Origin of the sequence: Acidaminobacter sp. JC074 (genome assembly GCF_022496765.1) — a bacterium.
Classification (GTDB): domain Bacteria; phylum Bacillota; class Clostridia; order Peptostreptococcales; family Acidaminobacteraceae; genus JABXKX01.
The window spans coordinates 157,361-178,346 of record NZ_VANV01000010.1 but is presented as its reverse complement, the minus strand read 5'-3'; the positions used below and the strand labels follow the sequence as shown (position 1 = coordinate 178,346).

The window sequence follows — 20,986 nt, the reverse complement described above, 5'->3', positions numbered from 1 at the left end:
GTAATCAATCAGTTGGATTGATCGCAAGGTATTTAGAAGAAAACGGCATCCCTACAGTGACTTTAAACATGTTTAAAGAACTTGGTGAATACAATCAACCACCACGCATCATTTTTACAGACCATGACTTTGGTGCACCATTTGGTAAACCACATGATGATGAAGAACAATTTTCACTGGTTAGAAAATGTCTTACTAAATTTCAAGATTAGAAGCTGGGTTAAACTCCGCTTCTTTTTTATGGAACTTTTTTGATTTATCTACGTCAAAGTAACATAAGAAAGAGAGGAAAGAAAATGAAAAAACTCATAAACATTTTTATGGTGATTGCTATTATTCTATTTGGAGTAGGCTGTAGCTCAAGTAACAACTCAGAGGATCCTATAATTCAAGATCAAGACTTCACACTTAACTTAATTGTTGTTAACTATGATGAAGATAGTAAGACAATCGAAGCAGCTGAAACGGATAATCCAGAAGAAGTATCATACGTTATATCATTTGAAGACCAACTTCAACTTAATTCAGGCGATCAAATAGCTGTTGTTGCAGATGTCATTATGGAATCTTATCCAGCCCAAGTCAACGCTAAGTCTGTTGCAGTCACAAGTCCAGCTCAGGAACCTTCTACATGCATTGAAGCTAAACCTGCGTCATTTGAGCTTGTAGATAGAATGAACTTGCCAGAGGGTCTAAAGGTAGATGAAAATCATAAAGAAAGCGGCTATGACTTTATAGAAAAAGATGATGCCAATTTCTTAATCCTCTATATGGGCGAAAGAAACACAGGTGGTTATGGTATCCGTGTGACTGATATTCTAAAAGTAGCAGACGAATACTTGGTCTTAGTAGAAGAAAAATCACCAGCTCCTGGTGATATAGTTACAATGGCCTTTACTTATCCATATACAGTTGTTAAACTTGATAAAGAAATTACTGAAGATATGATTAAAATTGAAAGATCTCAATACTAAGAAAAAGAGCTGTATCACACTGATACGGCTCTTAATTCGTTCTTATATTGTATTGTTCTATCTTCTTGTAAAGACTGACCCTACTGATATTCAAAATTTTTGCTGCCTGGTTCTTGTTAAAGCCAACATCATTTAAGCAAGACTCTATAAGTTCTTTTTCAAGGGCTTCTACTCTCTTTTTAAGGTTGTAACTTGAAATACTTGATAGCTTATCAGAAGATACAATCAATTTTCTTTTGCTTTGCATATGTTCTGGCAAGTGTTCAGGCCTTATGATAGAATCCAAATCTAAAAGATTAATCGCACGTTCTATCACATTTTCTAACTCTCTTATATTACCCGGCCAGTCATAGGCTACAAAACTACTTAAGACTTGATCAGAAATGCCATTTACATGAATGCCTAATCTGTTGGCGATAGAGTAACACAGTTCTTTTGATAGTGCAGGAATGTCCTCAGCTCTTTCTCTTAATGGCGGTAGCATTAAGTTCATAACATTCAACCTGTAAAACAAGTCTTGCCTAAACTCCTTATTCTGAACCATTATATAAAGGTCCTTATTGGTTGAAGCCATGATTCTGACATCTACCTTAACTGTACCTTCACCACCAATCCTCTCTACTTCTTTCTCCTGAAGGACTCTTAAGAGTTTGGCCTGCATATCAAGAGGCATATCACCAATCTCGTCTAGAAGGAGTGTGCCACCATCAGCCATTTGAACTTTACCAAGCTTGCCACCTCTTTTAGCACCAGTGAAAGCCCCCTCCTCATAGCCAAACAATTCAGATTCTAAGAGTTCAGAAGGAATGGCTGCACAGTTTATTTTGATAAAAGGCTTGTTCCTTCTTAAAGAGGCATTATGAATGGCATGTACAAAGACCTCTTTACCGGTACCAGATTCACCGGTAATTAAAACATTGGAATCCGTATTGGCAGCGCGCCCTGCAAGACGTTTGACTTTTGAAATCTTGTCTGACTCTCCAATCAGACTATCAAATGTGTATTTGCCTGTTCTTGCTTTCTCTGGATTGATAAGCTGCATCTCATCTTCGAGAACACTAGATTTTTTGCTTAAGTGTTTAAGCTCGCTGATATCATTAAACATAACACGACCAATTGCACCAATAACCTTGCCATCTTTTTTAACGGGTATTCTCATGGCGATCATTCTTCTACCGCCAATTCTTTGAATATCACCGATTTCACTTTCACCCGTTTCAAGTATGATATGTAATCTTGTATTTTCAATGACTTCCCAAACAAACTTGCCTTCTGGATTATCGACACCAAGATGGCGCTTATAAGACTCACTCATCATAGTGATTTTTGCATTTTCATCTATTAGAACAACTTGTTCTGAACAAGTATCTAAGATGGTGTCTAACGTTTCTATATACATCTTATCTTCTTCGGACTGCTTATGAAGATCAACAATTCTTGTCATATCATGAAAGATCGCAATAGCACCTTCGATTTTACCATTCTGTATTACTGGCAGTCTGTCTACAAAGAAATGCCTGTCTCTATAAGAGAAGCGTACATTTATCTCTTCACTACCTGTTTCTACAACGCGGATCAGCTCTGTATTTTCGATTACTTCGTCTATTCGTTTGGATATATAAAACTCTTTTTTTAATTCTAAGAGTGCTTCAGCACGTTGGTTGACACTGACAATCATGCCTTTTGTGTCAATGATAATACATGCATCATTCATTCTGCTTAAAACAATTCTAAGATACTCATTACAGAGATTCATACTTGCCTCTTTCTAGTTATTTTTTTAACAATCTATAGTCATTCTAATACAATTCTACTACTGCGTCAAATATCAACTTAAAATCTTGTCTTTTAAAGCATTAAACAACTTTACATATGTGAAAACACCTTGACGTATCAAGGTGTTTTTCTATGGTTATTAAACTGTTCTGATAAGCGTCTCTTCGAGTACACTTTCTCTTTGACACTCCTTAGGTGTTATACAAACACCTTCAGCTGTACCAACTAAAATTGGGGGATTCAACACATTTGCTGCTGATGCTGCTAAATCCTTGTCTCTCGCAAGTTCGATTATCTTATAAGCTTCAAACTTCATAACACGAGATGTATTACCTACCTTTTCTATCCAGCCATGGTATTCCATGAAATCACCAGCATAAGTAGGTGCTAAAAAGTCAACTTGGTTGTATGTTCTAAACAAACCTTCGTCACCATCTAATCTGATTAAGAGTTCAGTTGCAACATCACCAAAGAAATCAAGCATTTTAGAACCATTTACAAGCTCTCCAGCATAGTGTGCATCTTCCATACTAAGACGTACTTTTATGATTACTTTTTCTCCTACCATTTTGCCTCCTACTTAATTAGTGTCTTTAATTCTTCAATCAAATGTGGTAAAACCTTGTTTACGTCACCAACAATACCAAAGTCTGCTATATCAAATATAGGTGCTTCTGCATCCTTATTAATTGCAATGATATAATCAGATTCTTCCATACCCGCAACATGCTGAATAGCGCCTGATATACCACAAGCCATATATACATCAGGTCTTACAGTTGTACCTGTTTGTCCAACCTGTCTTGAATGATCAAACCAACCCGAGTCAATAACTGCTCTAGATGCAGAAATTGTACCACCCAACATATCTGCTACATCATGTAACGTATCAAAATTAGTCTTCGATCCAACACCACGACCACCAGATACTAAGATAGTTGCATCTGCTATATTTACTTCTTCTTTTTCTTCTTTAACGACTTCAAGAATCTTTACTCTTGAGATGGCATCTGTAAATGTAACATCAACTCTTCTGATTGAGCCAATTCTTGAAGTATCTTCTTCTAACATGGTCATAACGCCAGGACGAACAGTAGACATTTGAGGTCTATGGTCTGGACAAATGATTGTTGCCATGATGTTACCGCCAAAAGCTGGTCTTGTCATAAGAAGTTCTTTTTCTTCGCCGACTTCTAATCTTGTACAGTCAGCTGTTAAACCCGTATTTAATCTAGAAGATACTCTAGGACCTAAGTCTCTACCAATTGATGTTGCACCAATTAATACGATTTCTGGCTTAGTTTCTTCTAAAACAGCCGTTAGAGCCTGAGTATATGCTTCTGTTGTATAAAGCTCTAAAGCTTTATCATCGACATAGATAACCTCATCAGCACCAAAGTGGATCAACTTGTCACACTTTGCATCAATGCCATGTCCTAACACAACAGCAGTTACTTTTACGCCAATTTCATCTGCTATGTCTCTACCTTTACCTATCAATTCAAACGATACTTTTGAAATCTCACTTTCACGTTGTTCACAAAATACCGTAACACCTGAATAATCTTTTAAATTCATCATATCCCCCTAGATTACATATTTTTCTTTCAACTTAAGTGCGATTAGCTTACCAGCTTCTTGAGGTGATACATCATGTTTCTCACCAGCTGATTTAGCACCCTTAGTAAATGACTTTTTAACTTTCGTTGGTGATCCCTTTAGACCAATCTTAGTGATATCTACTTCGATGTCTTCTAAAGTCCACATCTCAACTTCTTTTTCGTTGTAAGCATCCATAATGCCACCTACACGCATGTATCTAGGCTTGTTCATTTCTGAAAGTGTTGTAATTAAACAAGGCATTTCCACTTGAATCATATGGTATGAATCTTCAAATTGTCTCTTTAAAATAACTGAGTTGTCTTTTTTCTCAAGACCAGCAACATATGATACCTGTGGTAGATCTAAGTGATCTGCAATTTGAGGACCAACCTGAGCTGTATCTCCATCAATGGCTTGTCTACCAGCAATTACTAGGTCATAGTCCATTTTTCTAATTGCAGCAGCAATTGTTGTAGATGTTGCAAGTGTATCTGCACCTGCAAAGGCTCTATCTGTTAATAAAATTGCCTTGTCAGCACCCATTGCAAGGGCTTCTCTTAAAGCCACATCCGCTTGTGGTGGGCCCATTGTAATAACTGTAATATGTGCATCATGCTTGTCTTTAATAGCAAGTGCCGCTTCTAAACCAGCTTTATCATCTGGATTGATAATACTAGGTACACCATCTCTTATAAGCGTACCAGTCTCAGGATTTAATCTTACCTCTGTTGTATCTGGTACCTGTTTGATACAAACAATAATATTCATCTATATGCCTCCTACTTTAGTAAACTCGCTGCAATAACCATCTTTTGTACTTCTGAAGTACCTTCATAGATTTCCGTAATCTTAGCATCACGCATCATTCTTTCAACTGGATATTCTCTTGTATAACCATATCCACCATGTAACTGAACAGCTTTAGTCGTTACTTCCATAGCTGTATCTGCAGCAAATAACTTAGCCATAGCAGCTTCTTTTGTATATTTTTTCTTTTGATCTTTATAGTAAGCAGCCTTATAAACTAACATTCTAGCAGCTTCTACTTTTGTATCCATACCAGCCAGTTCAAATTGAGTGTTTTGGAATTTAGCAATCGCTCTGCCAAATTGCTTTCTCTCTTTTGTGTATCTAACTGTTTCATCTAAAGCACCTTGAGCTAAACCTAAGGCTTGGGCAGCGATACCGATTCTACCACCATCTAGAGTCTTCATAGCGATGCTGAAACCTCTACCTTCTTTACCTAACATGTTTTCTTTTGGTACAATACAGTTTTCGAAGATTAACTCACAAGTAGCAGAACCTCTGATACCCATTTTCTTCTCTTTTTTACCGATAGAAAATCCTTCAAAGCCTTTTTCAACGATAAATGCTGAAATACCTTTTAAGCCCTTTGAACGGTCAGTCATGGCAAAGATGATGTATACATCTGCATAACCTGCATTGGTAATGAAGATCTTAGAACCGTTAAGAATGTAGTTGTCACCGTCTAATACAGCAATTGTTTGCTGACCTGCAGCATCTGTACCAGCATTAGGCTCAGTCAATCCAAATGCGCCGATTTTTTCACCGCTTGCAAGACCTGGTAAGTACTTTTCCTTTTGTCCTGGTGTACCATTTTCTAAAATTGGCGCCACACATAGTGACGTATGAGCTGATACGATTACTGCTGTTGTACCACAATGTTTTGCAAGCTCTTCAACTGCCATAGCATAAGCTAAGTTATCAGCCCCTGCGCCACCATATTCTTTTGGTACAGGAATACCCATCATACCGATTTCAGCCATCTTTTTAACTGTTTCAATTGGAAAGCGCTCTTCCTCATCTACCTCTGCTGCTAAAGGTTTAACTTCATTTTCAGCAAATGATTGATAAAGGTCCTTTAAAAGTGCATGTTCCTTCTTTAAAGTAAACTCCATTATTATCCTCTCTTTCTAATATGCAAAAAAGCCTTGTTTTGTTTTTCTACCAAGTAGATTACCTCTTACCATCTTCTTTAAAAGCGGATGTGGTCTATATTTGTTATCACCTGTCTCACTATAAAGCGTCTCCATTATTGCCAAGTTAACATCATTACCAATTAGATCAGCTAAAGCTAGTGGGCCAAGTGGATGGTTTGCACCTAATTTCATAGCATTGTCAATGTCTTCTGCACTGGCAACACCTTCTGCTAAAATACCAACAGCCTCATTGATCATAGGAATTAAGATTCTATTTACAACAAAACCTGGTGCTTCTTCTACAACAACTGGTGTTTTACCTACTTTTTCACTTAATTCTAAAATTGTTGATTTGGTCTCATCACTAGTGGCAATACCATTGATAACTTCTACAAGCTTCATCATTGGTACTGGATTAAAGAAATGCATACCAATAATCTGATTTGGTCTCTTAGTTGCTGATGCAATTTCAGTAATAGAAAGTGATGATGTGTTGGTTGCAAGTATCGCCTCTGGCTTTGTTACTTCATCAAGTTCAGCAAATATTTTTTTCTTAATTTCCATATTTTCAATGGCTGCTTCAACCACAAGATCTGCATCTTTTAAGCTGTTGATGTCTGTAGATAATGAAATTCTTGAAAGTATTTCATTTTTCTTATCTTCAGTCATCTTTTCTTTTTTAACAAGTCTGCTTAAGCTCTTATCGATGCTTAGTTGACCTTTCTCTAAATAAGACTCTTCTAAATCACGAATTACAACTTCATAACCTGATTGAGCAAATGTTTGTGCAATACCAGCACCCATTGTACCTGCTCCTAAAACACCTATTTTCATACTTCCTCCTACTTATTTTTAAAGTCCGCTTTTCTTCTATCTAAAAATGCCTTCATACCTTCTTTTTGATCTTGAGTTGAAAAACACATACCAAAGTATAATTTTTCTATGTTGTTTGCAGATTCAAAGTCTAAATCTACACCTTCATTCATGGCTGCTTTTGCAAATCTTACAGCGACTTGACCATTCTTTATTATTCGTTTTGCAAACTCTTCTGCTGCTTCCATAAGAAGTTCGGCTTCTACCACTTTGTTAACAAGTCCAATTCTATCAGCTTCTACAGCATCAATCATGTCCCCTGTTAAAATCATCTCTTTTGCTCGTCCTCTTCCGACTATTCTAGGCAGTCTTTGTGTGCCTGCAAAACCAGGTGTAATACCTAGTGCTACTTCTGGTTGACCAAACTTTGCCTTTTCTGATGCAAGTCTGATATCGCAGGCTAAAGCCAACTCACAGCCACCACCTAGTGCAAAACCATTAACAGCGGCAATCACTGGTTTAGACATTGTTTCTATTTGTCTAAATACTTTAGAGCCATATGCACCAAAATCCTTACCTTCCTGAGCCGACATGATAACCATTTCTGAGATGTCTGCTCCTGCAACAAAAGCCTTACCGGCACCTGTTAAAATAAGAACATCAACATCCTCATTTTTATCTAATTCATTCATAACAACTTCTAGTTCTTTTAGCACTTCACTGTTTAGTGCATTGACTGGTGCATGGTTCAGTGTAACCACAGCAATTCTTTCATTGATTTCTACTTGTAAATTATTAAATTTCATCGTATCAACTCCTTGCACATCTATATAGCAATACCCGTGCCAATTGTTAATCTATTATCAATTTTTTCTCAGACTTGCTGTTTTCAAAGCATCCAGAATCTTGTATTCAGCAAAACCTTCAAATAATTTGACCAAAAACAATAAAAAAAGTGTACATAATATATACACTTTCGTTAAAAATTTATCAAACTCGCTATTTAACACACTTTGAGTTATGTGTACATTTTCTTTACATGTAAGGAAAAGATACAAAAAAAGTCTAGGGCTAACCTAGACAATTAATCTTTCCTATTATAAGTATCCATTTGTTCACGGTAGTTTCTTTGAACATCTGTGAGACCATCATGTATATCCGGTCCTTGCATATGGTTGACCGCTTCTTCTTTGTCAACCTTTAGGCCAGTCTTGCATACAGGGCATGACTTGATGTATACAGTCTTATAAGGAATGACTGGTATGAAGAAAAGAGAAAACCAAGATCTTATCTTCTTATATTCCCACGGTCTTACATTACCGCAGTTTTGACACCTAATCTTTTCACTGGTGCCAAGTTCCTTTACAGTTTGTTTACCAAAACCAAAGATGAAAAACATACCCTCTCCTTACTCAAGTATTTCTGCTTGTACATTTCTTATAGCAGCTTGTCCACTATTTTCCTTAATAACTCTCCATGAACCCATAAGAGCAAACACCACACCTAAACCAGTATTACTCATAAAAGCAGTACCAAATGAAGAATTATTTAACAGTACATAAATTGTCACTCTTATACTATCTAATAGACCAATATTCCCCGTTCCTTGTGAACTTAAATCTTCAGCAATTCTAAATGTAGAAGTCGTAAAACTAGCCAATATTACCATAACAACCGTTATACTTATTAAGATAGAAGCCTTTGATTTACCTTGTTTACCACCAAAACGATTGTAACCATAATTAGCACTTAAACCAATTACCATACCAAGCAGACTGATGATCCAACCAAATAAGCCAGCAAGAATCCACGGTATAGTACCTAAAGCTCCAAAAATAAGCCCACCAAAAATACCTGACACATAATTGCCTTCTGGCATTTCTTCTTTTTCATTCACCTTGTTCAAAAGATATTCATAACATGTATTATGAGCCCTCAGTATTCGGTTGTTGATTTTTATGATGTTTGTTTCACTATCTAAATTGGTTTCTTTACAGAGTTCGCATTCATAATATGCAGGTATCAGATGTTCATTTAATACATCTACAATATCACTGATATAATTTCCTACTTCCTCTGATGATAAGCCATCTAGACCAAAAGTAAGCATTATAGATGCCTTTTTAATAAGACAGTCATTGATTGTTTCGTCTTCAGCTATAAGCGAAAGCTTCTCACCTACACCAGCAGGCATAATTTCATCTCTTAGGCCAGTTCGTATTTCTACCAAAACTTCATCTAAATCACTTTTAAGTATTATTAAGTAGTCACCTATTTCTTTATAAAAAAGTCCCAAACCTCTAAAGTCATTTTCTGTTGCAAGTGTTTTAACATATGTATCCAACATTAATACCGCCTTTCAATATGTATCTATAATCCCATATTTAATCATATGCTAACAAGAAGGTCATTAAGAATGAAGTTGTATCTACTTGATTATTAGAATGTGACATGGGTAGCTTATTAATACCAGTCTAATCGTTGAAAAGAGGTTGTTATGAAAATCACTAAAGAGTATATGGACAGTATTATGACCATGTTCAACAGTAGAGACATTAAAGGACTTGGGGAAGTGATACATCCTGATATCATCATAAGAAATCTTGATAGCAATTCTATCTTGGTTCAAGGCAAGAAAGACGTTATCAAGTTTTACGACGATGCTTTTAGAAATGGTTGTTCTAAAAGCACAATCGTAGGCATGATGACATTAGAAGATAAGGTTGTCTTTACAGAACATATGAAAGAACCTGACGGTTCAGAACACGACGAATTCAACATGATGGCATTCGAAAATGGGCTTATTAAAAGGATTTGGTTCTTAGAAGAATAGTGTTAAAGATTAGACTGAAAAAGCCATCTAAGATGGCTTTTTAACTTTCATATGCACTTAAGATATCCAAAGCGGTCTTTAGAAAATCATACGAACCCGATAAATCGTACTTTGCCAACTTCTTACTACATTTGTACTTAAAGTCACAAGATGGATAATCATTCTTATTGATTATATCCATCAACTTCTGAGCAAGCTTATGGCCTTCTTTCGCATTTTTCACATCAATCTCAATATTTAAGCTCATTCTAATAGTAGATTTACTTTCCATGTCGAAGGGGTCTTCAAACTCTTCAGGCCTTTGACCCATATACGACATCAGAACTTCCTTTGACACTTTCCAAGACCCGCCAAGCTTTTGTCCTCTTAAAACACCGTCTCTCAGATATCTTCTTACAGTTTTTTCGTGTACACTTAAGATCTTTGCCACTTCTTTTGGCGTATAAAAATCTCTCATTCTCATCCCCTCCTAGTAATAACATAGAACAAAAGAGAATATAATGCAACAATTGTTATGCAAAAAGAAGAATACATCGCGCATTCTTCCTAAAGTGCTTGAGCCCAACTTAAAAGGCGTTTCCTATTTTCTTCTTGAGAACCTTTATTAGTAAGTATATCCATAGAACCTAAAAGATGATTGTCCGACAGTACTTCTTCTAATTGCTCTTTTACCTTGCCAGGACCACCTTGGTGGGTATATAAAAAGGCTACCTTTTTACCATTGATATCTTCTCTTTCAAAGAAAGTCCTAAGAGGTGGTGCAAATGTTCCCGCCCAGACTGGTGTTGCAAACACAAGCATTTCATAATCTGCAGGCCTAAAGTTATAAGCAACAAGTTCAGGCTTCTTTTTCATCACAGCTTGATAACCACCCCATACAAATTTCGTAAAGCCCTTTGATGACTTTTCATTCACAGGTTTTAACTCTAAAACATCTGCTTGCAAGTGATTGGCGAGTAAATCCGCATAATACTTTGTGTTACCTTCATAAGAATAATAAACGACCAATTTTTTCATATAAAATCCTCCTACATCCATAGTACCGCAAAAAAAGAAAAGAATCTGCCAGTAGACAGATTCTTAATATCTTTTTATGCAGCAAATCTAGTAATATAGAAAGATACGTCGTTTGAGATATCTTTAATTCTATCAGTTACTGGTGCCTTTTCGAAACCTTTTTCATTCATATAGTCGATAAGAACTTCATCCATAGCGCCAAATTCAGCTACTACAGTTTTACCAACAAACATCTTATAACCATCACCACCATAAGACAAGAAGTCATTTGTAGCAATTGTGTATGTCTTAGCTTCATCAACTAATGCATCACCAACCATAAGCTTAGTTACTCTTGAACCAGCATCTTTTGTTGCATCAAACTCTACAGTCATACCAGCGATATGAGGGAAAGCACCTTTAGCTTCTGGATAATCAGTGATACCATTTTCGATAGCAGCAATTATATCAGCACCTGTGATTTCTAATACTCTTACTGTGTTACCAAAAGGTAATACTGTTAATACTTCACCTTTAGTAACTTCGCCTGCATCGATTGATGTTCTGATACCGCCACCATTAGTAAGAGCTACGTCAGCACCAGAAATATCTAATAATGCTTCAGCAATCATATTACCAAGGTTAGTTTCACCAGTTCTTACATCTGCTCTTTCACCATCTAATTGATAAGGCGCAGTTGCAACTACTTCTTTTTCTATAGGTGCATTGATTTCTTCAATGTCTTCTAATAATGCTTCCATTTCAGCATCAGGTGTTAACATCATAGCTTCTTTTTTGGTAAACATGTAAGCTACTTTATCAACTACTACACCATCTTTGATAGCCAATTTAGCAATACCTAAGTTCTTTGTCTTGTCCTCAGCTTGTACGATTAATGTATCATTAACCATAATCCCTTCAGGATATTCAGTATGAGAATGACCATCAACAAGAACATCAATGCCATCAACGGCTTTAATAACAGATTCAGAAGTATATTCACCTTCATTTCCAAGATGAGCAACAGCAATGATAATATCAACTTTATCTTCTAACATTGCAACAGCACTCGCTGCCGCTTCTTTAGGATCAACAATCGTTAAACCTTTTGTGTTGTTTGGATGAGACTTATAAACAGTTTCAGGTGTAGCTAAACCGAAGATACCTACAGTATAGCCGTCCATTTCTTTAATGATGTAAGGTGTTAAGAATACTTCACCTGCGCTTGTTTCAACATTAGCTGCTAATATAGGTGTATCAATCATAGCTTCTAATTCTAATAATCTATCAGCACCGTAATCAAACTCATGGTTACCAGCAGCCATTGCATCATAACCTAATAAATCCATAATTTTAGTACCAGTTTCACCCTTAGAGAGTGTTACTAGGTTGTGACCTTGCAAAGCATCACCACCATCTAACAACAATGTGTTATCAGATAGTGCCATCATCATATCGATTTTAGTTTTAAGAAGTGCAGCACCCATACCATCATACTTACCATAGTTAAAGAAACCATGCATATCGTTTGTATGAAGAATAGTTAACTCATCCACTTCATCGATGATGCCTTCTTGCATTAATTCATAAACGTTAATCGCTTTTACGTTTGGTGTTCTACCATCTTCTGATCTTGGAATTAAAATATCACCATCAACAATCATCTTCATGATTTCATCTTTAAGTGGATGGTTAAGATCAGCATTTACGATTGACCAGTTATTATCTACAGAAGGTTCTGCTACGCCACCTTTTTCTTCATCAATGTACTTAATAATTAAGTCTCTGATTCTACCAGCGTCTTGCATTTCTTCGTATGAATCATAAATCTTGTCTGCTTCAGTTACCCAACCATTGTTCATTAAAGTACCGAATCTATAGTTGTTAACTGCTAAAGTATATGTTGCTGCCGGGTCGATTGCTTCACCATCAAACTTAGGGTTAACAATTCTCTCACCTTCAGGTTTAGAAATATCAATACCATAAGTCATACCAGCGAACATATCATAGTTGTAACCTCTAATGCTAGGGTTAAATGATACTGTTACATCACCATGCATATAAGTGTTGTAGTATGAAGCTGACCACTCCATATAATCTAATAAGTTAGCACCTGTAATATTTACAGCTGTCAAAGTATTAGGATACTTGTAAATGTTAGCAACATCTTTCTTCTTGAAGTCACCAGCAACTAAGTTCATATCAGTCTTAAATGCTGCTGCAGAAGAAATTTGAGCGCCTGTGTAGAATAATTGTACATCATTGATTAAGTCAATTAATGCAGTATCTTCAATTTGAGTTGTAGGCATAGTTGTTACACTTGCTTCACCTGTAATGTAATCTACATTAGCAACATAATCTTCTGTTACTGTACCAACAACGATGTTAGCATCTGCCATTGATTCAGTGTGAACATTTGCAAACTTATCTAAGATACCTTGATCTTCAGTAACTGTATAAGTTTCCATATTTTCAGTAGCTACTTTAGCTACATCATAACCATCTTCATCCTTAACGATGTATAAATCAGCTTTCGCTAAAGCCCAACCATATTTACCAGGCTCGATTAATTTAACACCATTCACTTCATTTTGGTACTTAGAGTGAGCATGTCCACCAAAGATTACATCAAATTGTGGGTATGCTGCAGCTATATCTTCGATACCTGGCATGCCTTTGTAAGCATCAGGACCTAAGTGATAAGCACCAACTAATACATCGTATTTACCTTCTAATTCTTTAATAACTTTACCAGTTTCTTCAGTAATATCAGTAAATTCTAAACCAGCAAAGTGACTTGGAGCAGAAGCTTCCCAAATTGGTACATGTGGAGGGATCATACCTACGATAGCTACCCTTACACCATCAACGTCCATGATTGTATAACCATCAACAAATCTTGTGTCAGTACCTTCATTGTAGATATTTGCAGATAATACTTCACCTTCAAATGCCGCAATATTTCTTTCTAAGAACGACTTTTCAAAGTTGAACTCATGATTACCTAATGCCCAAATATCAAAGTCCATCTCATTCATTGCTTGAACCATTGGATGAACTGGTAAATCATTGAATAATTCAGCTGAGTTATCCTGAACAGTATCACCTACGTCCATTAAGATAACATTTTCTTCGTTAGCACGAACTTCTTTAACTAAAGTTTGAATCTTAGCTAAACCAGCATCCTTATCAACAGCATCAATAGCATACTCATAAGCATAGATTCTACCATGCATATCAGCAGTACCTAATACTGTGATTTTTTTCATTTCTCCTTCTGGAATCTTAATAGTATCTCCAGCGTAAATCATATTTGGATCTTCGATGTCATTATAAACAGCTAGATCTTCATATGTTCTACCATACTTCTGAGCGATTTTCCAAAGAACGTCACCTTCTTCGATAACATAAGTGTCTTCAGCAAATGCTGCAAGTGGAAGTGATGACATTAACATCACAAGCACTAGAAACAAACTCAGTTTCCTATACTTCATCATTTTCCCTCCTCTAATATGTAAAACAAATGACCAATACCCTCTATGAATATCGGTTGAGACTCAATTGCCCCTACAGGGATACATTTACCCAAACTAACCCCTATAAATCAATTTTATCACTACAAAGTTTAATATAAAGACTATTTCCAAATTATTCTGAAATTTTGTTATAAAACAACAAAAGGCACTTAAAAGCGCCTTATAAAAACTTATACATTTCAACTTGACTTATAGAGTCTTCTACAAAACCAATGTTTGTTAAAAAACCTTCTAAGCCTCCTTGTGATGAAAAACTGATTCTGACAGGTTTTTCTTCTATGGCATTTACAAGCATTTTACCATAACCATTCAAACGGTAATGCTTCTTCACGTGTAAATAAGCTATTTTAGGTCCCATATGAACCATCATGGCTACAATCTCATCATGGAGCTTGATGTATTTAACTTCAGGTGATAAACCTTCTAAATACCAGATCTCATTTTGCCAGTTTACACGGCCTTCAACTTGGTCTTTATAATCCTTATAATCAATAAAATCACCTTCAACAACTTGTCCCGCCTGTGACTTGTGTTTTTTTCGAGTGTAATACTTGAGCTGATAAATAACCCGATAATCACTGGCCAAGTAAAAATTCAAGGCTTTTTCATTTTTGGTGATACATTCTAAGAATAACTGTTTACAGCCAAGTTCAACAGCAAGCTTTTCATGTCTTTTCATTAAGTCAAGCGCAATGCCTCTGCCCCTGTAGTCTGGTACAACACACATGGCCCCGCACCTTAATGTTAGAATACCTTCAAAAGTCTTGCAACCGCCAAGTATCAAAGCTACTGGTTTTTCATCTTCATAGGCTATGAATGAAAATATCAGACGATTGCCTTCTGGACCGAAGAAATGGGATTTAAAGTCTTCCTGACTGATTTCCTTTTGAATGATATAATCTGAAAACCCTTCTTTAAAAGCTTGATAAACATGGTCAAAGTTCACTTCATTACAACATTTTATTTCCATGATCATTCCTTTCTCTACAGAAAAATTATACCACAAAAAAAACGATGCTAAGCATCGCTTTATAGTTTATCAATTTCAGATAAGAGCATTCTTTCAAACGAAGCACCAAACTCTAAGTTTGTTTTTGGATAAAGTTCTATACGACCTTCATCAGCAAGACTTACCAGGGTCTTATCAATTGGCAGTTCCGCAAGTAATGGTATATCGTGTTTATCTAAAACTTGTTTGACTTTACTTTCACCGAACAGATAATGTTTTTCATCACACTTGTCACACATGAAATAAGACATATTTTCTACTAAGCCGACAATTGGTGTCTCAAGCTTATTGGCCATAACAATAGATTTATTGACGATTAACTGTACCAGGTCTTGAGGTGTTGAAACAACCACCAAACCATCTACTTTTATTTGTTGCATTACTGTCAAGGTTACATCTGATGTCCCTGGTGGTAAGTCAATTACCAAGTAATCTAAGTCACCCCATACAACATCATCATGGAATTGTTGTACTGTAGAACCAAGGATCGGTCCTCTCCAAATAACAGGATCGTCCTCATTATCTAGAAGTAAGTTAAGCGACATAATCTTTATACCCGTTACACTTTCTGCTGTCGACAAGCCATCTTCAGTTTGGAAAACCTTTTGCTTGTTTACACCAAATAACTTTGGAATAGATGGGCCTGTAATATCTGCATCTAAAACACCAACCGAATGACCAGCATTCTTTAATGTTGTAGCTACTAGGCCAGTAACTGTTGATTTACCAACACCACCCTTACCAGACATAACTGCAATAATTTTCTTTATTTTATTTTTCTTTCTAAAGTCAAAATTCACTACTTGATCCATAGCGCCTCCTTTGTTTATATGGCATATGCCACCATATTCAGTATACGCTCTTTAAATTTCTTGTCAAGAATTTCAAGATAAATATTTAAAAAGAATTAATCCCATCCAGCCTATTTGAATCTAGTAACCATAATTGGTATGATGATTTGGGAGGATAAAATTATGTTAACAAAAGTAAAAGCTGTTTTGTCAAAAGCAGACACTTCAAATGAAGGAAAATTTATAAGCCATTTAGGCAATGAGTTGATCAAATGGTTAGAGTTAGAAAAGACTCTATCAGAGGACTTTTTTAAAGAAAATGACTTTGAAACACTTAGAGCACACAACAAATCACTCTATTTAGAGCTATTAGAGGAAAACTATAAAAACTCTTATGCAAATCCAGATTATGCAGTCTCTATATTTGGTCCAGACAAAGGAAAATTCATAACAGGGCTTTATACAGATTTCAGAAATTGTATCCAAAAGGCCTACAAACACGATACAAATGGCTTAGGATCTTATGTAAGTCTTTATGAAGAGATATCTGATAAGCTTTCTAGCGGCTCTTTAGATGAACTGGTAGAAATATATAGATCATTTAAGCTATCAAGATTACATAGCGAATTTACAAACCAAGTAAAAACACAGTCTGATCCAGTTAAGTCATTTGCGACACAAGTTATATCAAGCTCAGACCTTACTGATCTGAGATATCTATTTAAGTTTGGCCTTTATATTACAGACAATGAAATCAAAACTGCAGAGTTCTTATCTACTTATGATAGTGACGAACTTAAAAAGCTTATGGTCATGACAGCCAAGGCCTATGTAAAAGGTTTTGAGACAGATGGTAAAGATGTCACCCTAAGAAACAATGTTCAAATTAAGTACAATGTCGGTCAAGAAAGAATGATTCAAGTACTGATAGAAGCCTTCAAAGATGAAAACTTAACAGGCTTTTATGGTGGACTTATTTCTACTCCAGCTAATAAGCAGTACCAGTATGACCATCGTTTTGATGATGGTATCTACTTAAATGAAACATTTGCTGAAAAGAATATTCAAACTGTTTCTAAAGTTTTAGAGGAACAGAAAGATATTACTTATGATTACTCAGGCATCATGTATTTTGACAAGTTTGGTGAAACACCATTCTCACCTGCTTCTAAATCATCTTCAATTCAATACAGTGACGTACAGAACAAGTTGTCTCAGGAGATGAGAAATAAAAACAGGTCTAAATCAGATGAGTACTATAAAGGGACTGAAACAAGTTTTTGCATCATAGCCTTCCCAGTGCCTGAAATTGGTCAAAACTTTGAAGAGATATATGCTGACACATGTAAGATCAATCAATTATCAAGTGAAGAATATCTTCCAATACAACAGCATATTATTGATGCCTTAGACAAATCTGACTATGTGCATATTAAAGGGATTCAAGGCAATGAAACGGATATAAAGGTTATGCATAAGAAATTATCATCACCAGAGAAAGAGTCGAACTACTACAATTGTGGTGCCGATGTTAATATTCCAGTCGGTGAAGTCTTTACGTCACCAGTACTAAAGGGCACAAACGGCATGCTTCATCTAGACGTTGTTTTCTTAGACGAGTTAAAGTATGTTGATCTTAAACTGACTTTCCAAGATGGTTATGTAAAAGACTACTCTTGTAAGAACTTTGCTAGTGAAGAAGAAAACAAGAAGTACATTGAAGAAAACTTACTTTTTCCTCATAAAACGCTGCCTCTTGGTGAGTTTGCAATAGGTACCAATACACTGGCTTATGTAATCGCTGAAAAGTACGACATTGTAGATATTCTACCAATTCTTATTGTAGAAAAGATGGGACCTCACTTTGCCATTGGTGATACATGTTATACCTATGCAGAGGACATCGACGTATACAATCCAGATGGTAAATGTATTGTGGCTAGAGACAATGAAAAGTCTATCCTTAGAAAAGAGGACTTATCAAAGGCCTATACCAATGTTCATACCGACATTACACTGCCATATGACTCCATTGGTCACATCACGGGTATGACTGAATCAGGTGAGAAATATGAAATCATCAAAAATGGTCGTTTTGTATTAGCAGGTACAGAAAAGCTCAATGAGCCATTTAATTAAATAAACTAAAAAACCACTATCCCTTAAAGATAGTGGTTTATTTATTAAGATTAAGCTATTTGAAATTACTTCCAGTTAGCATCTAAGATCGCTCTTGACCAAGGCCATAAAGCATTTGTGTTGAAGTTTTCTAAATCAGAAATGTATAAGTCATAGTAATTGTTTGAGTAAACAGGGATTACTGGAACTTCTGCATTGATAGTTCTGATATACTCTCTCCATAATTCTCTATATTCGTCAGCACCTGTAATTGGATGTGCATTTTCGATATCGTTTAATAATTGATCCCACTCTGCAGCAGTGTAAGTGTTACCACCTGAGAATCTTGAACCATTAGTTGATGGTTGACCCCAAGGCTTGATCTTATCAGTAGCGTAGTCGCCTTTTGGATTAGACTTGATTGTGTAGTTAGTACCACCAACGAAAGCATGGTATTGTCTTTCTTCAGTTTGGTCACCAGTCCAGTGCCCGTACATTACTGGCCAGTCAAGACCGTGTAAAGATACGTTGAAACCTAATTTAGAAATGTAATCATCATTCCATACTAAGTTGTAAGTATCAGACCAGAAAGCAGTGTAAGTGATCTTAATTTCTAAAGGCTCACCTTTCCACATGTAGTTGTCACCATCTTTAGTTAAGTTAGCGTACTCACCTTCAGTCTTATTAGCAGCAGCGTCTAATAATTCGTGTGCTTTAGCAATGTTTGCTTCTTCGTCAAATCTACCATCAGTATCTAAGATATCATAGTTGATTAATGAATTTTCAAATCTTGAGTTTTCTGCAGTACCTAACATAGACATTTCGTCATCATCAAACATCATCCATTGGTTCTTTGAGTAAGGACCTTGAGATGAGATACCGTATTCACCTAAGAATAACTCGATAACTTTTGGTCTGTTAAAAACGTATGCGAAAGCTTGACGTACTTCAGTTAAAGCAAATGCTTCGTAGTCAGAGTGAAGGATCATAGTACCACCACCATGTCTGAAGTAGTTGTTAGTTGTTAAGAAATCAGCATCCATAGCAGCTTCGATCTTCTCAGCTTCACCAACACCTTTTAATAAGTCAACTTCACCTTGTAATAACTGGTCTAACTCAGTTTCAGATGGTGTAACTTTAACAATGATTTCTTTGATTGCAGGCTTCTTGCCAATGTAATCTTCGAAAGCAGTTAATCTTACGTACTCAGACTCATGGAATTCAGAGAATACGTATGGACCGTTACCGATTGGAGCTGAGATGTTAGTCTTAACCCATTCTTGAACGTTTTGACCAGCAGCTTCTGCGCCAGCTTTGATTGTATCTTCTGGTAAAATCCAAGTTTCATAGAATACAGTTGCATCTGTTGTATAGATAACTTTCTTTAACTTGAAAGTGATTGTTCTTTCTTCTTCGTTAGTAGTAATGCTTTCTACATAGTCAGCCATAGATGATGAACCACCTGTAGCAGCTAAAGCTTCAGTATCCATGTAGAATTCGAAAGTAAACTTAATATCGCTTACAGTTAACTCTTCACCATTGTGGAAAGTTTGACCTTCTACAATTTTGAAAGTCCACTCTGTTAAGTCTTCTGATACAGTTTTTTCTTCAACCATTGGTGAGTCAATAACTTCACCAGCAGCGTTATCAGTCATAAGACCGAAGCCCCAAACTAATTTTCTGATGTCGTTGTCATAAGATGAATTTGTCCATCCTGAGTAGAAATCGCCATTGAAGTCTGATGTACCAGCAACAAATGGTCTAACGTTTTCTTCATTAGTAGTAGTAGTTTCACCGTTATCAGAAGTTGCATTACCTGCATTATCTGTTGCGTTGTTACCACCACAAGCTACTAATGAAAAAACTAACATTACTGCTAACAGTAAAGTAATAAACTTTTTCATAATTACCCTCCTAAAAATGTTTCATGTTTTTTAACATTGAAAAAAATAATAGGAGTAGCTCCGAGCTAATAGATATCAAAGACATACTCCATAATTATTTGTTTTTATTGCTAACATTCTAACAATACTTTTACCTAAGTTTTATTCATTCCAGAGCCTAAAAGGTCAGTTTTTAAGCAGGGAGTGTTGGAACATGGAGTACTTAGTTCTCCACTTTCTGTTAGGAATCTAACAATACTTTTTTTTATCTTTTCTAAGTGTTATTTATTCCAGAGCCTAAAAGGTCAGTTTTTAAGCAGGGAGTGTTGGAAATTTGGAGTACTTAGATCTCCATTATAACCAGAACAGAGTTTTTCTCCTTTGAATCCAGTCCATCTTACCAAAGTCCAACACGATTAACCATATTTGACTTTTCCCTTCTGGCAAGCTGAAAACCTTTTCCAAATGCAATCCAAACTCTAAATGTTTAGTAATTGCTGTTCCGTGATATAGATTAGCAAGTCAAAGTCTTATAGTCAAACGCCAATTATTTACAATTGTCAACTTGTTAACAAAATAGTCCATGCAATTAATAAAATTGTTTAAAAAATCGTGAAAAATCGGCCTCATTTACAATTTTGTAATTTGTAATAGGGTATTTCAAGCCATTGTAAACTAAAATTCATTTTACCAAGGTCTTCACTTCACAAATCAC

At 35.9% G+C, this 20,986-nt stretch carries 19 protein-coding genes; 4 read left to right on the top strand and 15 right to left on the bottom strand.

What is annotated here, in order from left to right; all coding sequences use genetic code 11:
• The first annotated feature begins 17 nt into the window (after positions 1–17).
• Both EZV73_RS13105 and EZV73_RS13100 read left to right on the top strand, forming a co-directional pair.
• Positions 18–212 (top strand): hypothetical protein, encoded by a 195-nt coding sequence (locus EZV73_RS13105; RefSeq protein WP_240840783.1) that lies wholly within the window; start codon positions 18–20, stop codon positions 210–212.
• 84 nt (positions 213–296) lie between these two features.
• Positions 297–974, top strand: a complete 678-nt coding sequence (locus tag EZV73_RS13100) for a protease complex subunit PrcB family protein (RefSeq protein WP_240840782.1) — start codon at positions 297–299, stop codon at positions 972–974.
• 31 nt (positions 975–1,005) lie between these two features.
• On the opposite strand, the gene EZV73_RS13095 is transcribed toward EZV73_RS13100, so the two are convergent.
• The 9 genes from EZV73_RS13095 to EZV73_RS13055 form a co-directional block, all read right to left on the bottom strand.
• On the bottom strand, positions 1,006–2,730 hold the full coding sequence (locus tag EZV73_RS13095) for a sigma 54-interacting transcriptional regulator (protein ID WP_240840781.1): 1,725 nt from the start codon (positions 2,728–2,730) through the stop codon (positions 1,006–1,008).
• Positions 2,731–2,889: 159 nt separating this feature from the next.
• Positions 2,890–3,318 (bottom strand): hotdog fold domain-containing protein, encoded by a 429-nt coding sequence (locus EZV73_RS13090; protein WP_240840780.1) that lies wholly within the window; start codon positions 3,316–3,318, stop codon positions 2,890–2,892.
• 8 nt (positions 3,319–3,326) lie between these two features.
• Positions 3,327–4,328 carry an electron transfer flavoprotein subunit alpha/FixB family protein gene (locus EZV73_RS13085; protein ID WP_240840779.1) on the bottom strand — a complete coding sequence of 334 codons (1,002 nt, stop codon included), beginning with the start codon at positions 4,326–4,328 and terminating at the stop codon, positions 3,327–3,329.
• A gap of 9 nt (positions 4,329–4,337) precedes the next feature.
• Entirely contained in the window at positions 4,338–5,120 is a 783-nt protein-coding gene (locus EZV73_RS13080; RefSeq protein WP_240840778.1) for an electron transfer flavoprotein subunit beta/FixA family protein, read from the bottom strand.
• 11 nt (positions 5,121–5,131) lie between these two features.
• A complete protein-coding gene (locus EZV73_RS13075) occupies positions 5,132–6,271 on the bottom strand; it encodes an acyl-CoA dehydrogenase (protein ID WP_240840777.1) in 1,140 nt (379 codons plus the stop codon).
• Between the two features lie 15 nt (positions 6,272–6,286).
• Positions 6,287–7,126, bottom strand: coding sequence for a 3-hydroxybutyryl-CoA dehydrogenase (locus EZV73_RS13070; RefSeq protein ID WP_240840776.1), 840 nt, complete (start codon positions 7,124–7,126; stop codon positions 6,287–6,289).
• A gap of 8 nt (positions 7,127–7,134) precedes the next feature.
• Positions 7,135–7,911, bottom strand: a complete 777-nt coding sequence (locus EZV73_RS13065) for an enoyl-CoA hydratase-related protein (RefSeq protein ID WP_240840775.1) — start codon at positions 7,909–7,911, stop codon at positions 7,135–7,137.
• Between the two features lie 278 nt (positions 7,912–8,189).
• On the bottom strand, positions 8,190–8,504 hold the full coding sequence (locus tag EZV73_RS13060) for a zinc-ribbon domain-containing protein (RefSeq protein ID WP_240840774.1): 315 nt from the start codon (positions 8,502–8,504) through the stop codon (positions 8,190–8,192).
• Between the two features lie 9 nt (positions 8,505–8,513).
• Positions 8,514–9,452 carry a hypothetical protein gene (locus EZV73_RS13055; protein ID WP_240840773.1) on the bottom strand — a complete coding sequence of 313 codons (939 nt, stop codon included), beginning with the start codon at positions 9,450–9,452 and terminating at the stop codon, positions 8,514–8,516.
• A gap of 150 nt (positions 9,453–9,602) precedes the next feature.
• On the opposite strand from EZV73_RS13055, the gene EZV73_RS13050 reads away from it, so the two are divergent.
• Entirely contained in the window at positions 9,603–9,938 is a 336-nt protein-coding gene (locus tag EZV73_RS13050) for a nuclear transport factor 2 family protein (RefSeq protein WP_240840772.1), read from the top strand.
• Positions 9,939–9,978: 40 nt separating this feature from the next.
• Here the strand turns inward: EZV73_RS13050 and EZV73_RS13045 are convergent, their stop codons facing one another.
• The 5 genes from EZV73_RS13045 to EZV73_RS13025 form a co-directional block, all read right to left on the bottom strand.
• Positions 9,979–10,395: a helix-turn-helix domain-containing protein gene (locus tag EZV73_RS13045; protein ID WP_240840771.1), complete on the bottom strand. Its 417-nt coding sequence runs from the start codon at positions 10,393–10,395 to the stop codon at positions 9,979–9,981.
• An 89-nt stretch (positions 10,396–10,484) separates the two neighbouring features.
• Positions 10,485–10,955: a flavodoxin gene (locus EZV73_RS13040; protein WP_240840770.1), complete on the bottom strand. Its 471-nt coding sequence runs from the start codon at positions 10,953–10,955 to the stop codon at positions 10,485–10,487.
• Between the two features lie 74 nt (positions 10,956–11,029).
• Positions 11,030–14,431, bottom strand: a complete 3,402-nt coding sequence (locus EZV73_RS13035) for a 5'-nucleotidase C-terminal domain-containing protein (protein ID WP_240840769.1) — start codon at positions 14,429–14,431, stop codon at positions 11,030–11,032.
• A gap of 199 nt (positions 14,432–14,630) precedes the next feature.
• On the bottom strand, positions 14,631–15,440 hold the full coding sequence (locus EZV73_RS13030) for a GNAT family N-acetyltransferase (protein ID WP_240840768.1): 810 nt from the start codon (positions 15,438–15,440) through the stop codon (positions 14,631–14,633).
• A 59-nt stretch (positions 15,441–15,499) separates the two neighbouring features.
• Entirely contained in the window at positions 15,500–16,291 is a 792-nt protein-coding gene (locus EZV73_RS13025; protein ID WP_240840767.1) for an Mrp/NBP35 family ATP-binding protein, read from the bottom strand.
• Between the two features lie 162 nt (positions 16,292–16,453).
• Here EZV73_RS13025 and EZV73_RS13020 point away from each other — a divergent pair, with 162 nt between their 5' ends.
• A complete protein-coding gene (locus EZV73_RS13020) occupies positions 16,454–18,409 on the top strand; it encodes an aminopeptidase (protein ID WP_240840766.1) in 1,956 nt (651 codons plus the stop codon).
• Between the two features lie 65 nt (positions 18,410–18,474).
• Here EZV73_RS13020 and EZV73_RS13015 read toward each other — a convergent pair whose 3' ends face one another.
• The gene (locus EZV73_RS13015) at positions 18,475–20,292 is read right to left on the bottom strand and encodes an ABC transporter substrate-binding protein (protein ID WP_240840765.1); all 1,818 of its coding nucleotides are present in this window, start codon (positions 20,290–20,292) and stop codon (positions 18,475–18,477) included.
• Positions 20,293–20,986 lie beyond the last annotated feature (694 nt).

What these genes read in the sequence shown, in the direction of transcription:
- EZV73_RS13070 (WP_240840776.1), bottom strand. Translation starts at nt 7,126, where the DNA reads ATGAAAATAGGTGTTTTAGGAGCAGGTACAATGGGTGCTGGTATTGCA.
- EZV73_RS13040 (WP_240840770.1), bottom strand. Translation starts at nt 10,955, where the DNA reads ATGAAAAAATTGGTCGTTTATTATTCTTATGAAGGTAACACAAAGTAT.
- EZV73_RS13030 (WP_240840768.1), bottom strand. Translation starts at nt 15,440, where the DNA reads ATGGAAATAAAATGTTGTAATGAAGTGAACTTTGACCATGTTTATCAA.
- EZV73_RS13015 (WP_240840765.1), bottom strand. Translation starts at nt 20,292, where the DNA reads ATGAAAAAGTTTATTACTTTACTGTTAGCAGTAATGTTAGTTTTTTCA.
- EZV73_RS13065 (WP_240840775.1), bottom strand. Translation starts at nt 7,911, where the DNA reads ATGAAATTTAATAATTTACAAGTAGAAATCAATGAAAGAATTGCTGTG.
- EZV73_RS13035 (WP_240840769.1), bottom strand. Translation starts at nt 14,431, where the DNA reads ATGATGAAGTATAGGAAACTGAGTTTGTTTCTAGTGCTTGTGATGTTA.
- EZV73_RS13020 (WP_240840766.1), top strand. Translation starts at nt 16,454, where the DNA reads ATGTTAACAAAAGTAAAAGCTGTTTTGTCAAAAGCAGACACTTCAAAT.
- EZV73_RS13100 (WP_240840782.1), top strand. Translation starts at nt 297, where the DNA reads ATGAAAAAACTCATAAACATTTTTATGGTGATTGCTATTATTCTATTT.
- EZV73_RS13090 (WP_240840780.1), bottom strand. Translation starts at nt 3,318, where the DNA reads ATGGTAGGAGAAAAAGTAATCATAAAAGTACGTCTTAGTATGGAAGAT.
- EZV73_RS13050 (WP_240840772.1), top strand. Translation starts at nt 9,603, where the DNA reads ATGAAAATCACTAAAGAGTATATGGACAGTATTATGACCATGTTCAAC.
- EZV73_RS13060 (WP_240840774.1), bottom strand. Translation starts at nt 8,504, where the DNA reads ATGTTTTTCATCTTTGGTTTTGGTAAACAAACTGTAAAGGAACTTGGC.
- EZV73_RS13080 (WP_240840778.1), bottom strand. Translation starts at nt 5,120, where the DNA reads ATGAATATTATTGTTTGTATCAAACAGGTACCAGATACAACAGAGGTA.
- EZV73_RS13085 (WP_240840779.1), bottom strand. Translation starts at nt 4,328, where the DNA reads ATGAATTTAAAAGATTATTCAGGTGTTACGGTATTTTGTGAACAACGT.
- EZV73_RS13045 (WP_240840771.1), bottom strand. Translation starts at nt 10,395, where the DNA reads ATGAGAGATTTTTATACGCCAAAAGAAGTGGCAAAGATCTTAAGTGTA.
- EZV73_RS13025 (WP_240840767.1), bottom strand. Translation starts at nt 16,291, where the DNA reads ATGGATCAAGTAGTGAATTTTGACTTTAGAAAGAAAAATAAAATAAAG.
- EZV73_RS13055 (WP_240840773.1), bottom strand. Translation starts at nt 9,452, where the DNA reads ATGTTGGATACATATGTTAAAACACTTGCAACAGAAAATGACTTTAGA.
- EZV73_RS13095 (WP_240840781.1), bottom strand. Translation starts at nt 2,730, where the DNA reads ATGAATCTCTGTAATGAGTATCTTAGAATTGTTTTAAGCAGAATGAAT.
- EZV73_RS13075 (WP_240840777.1), bottom strand. Translation starts at nt 6,271, where the DNA reads ATGGAGTTTACTTTAAAGAAGGAACATGCACTTTTAAAGGACCTTTAT.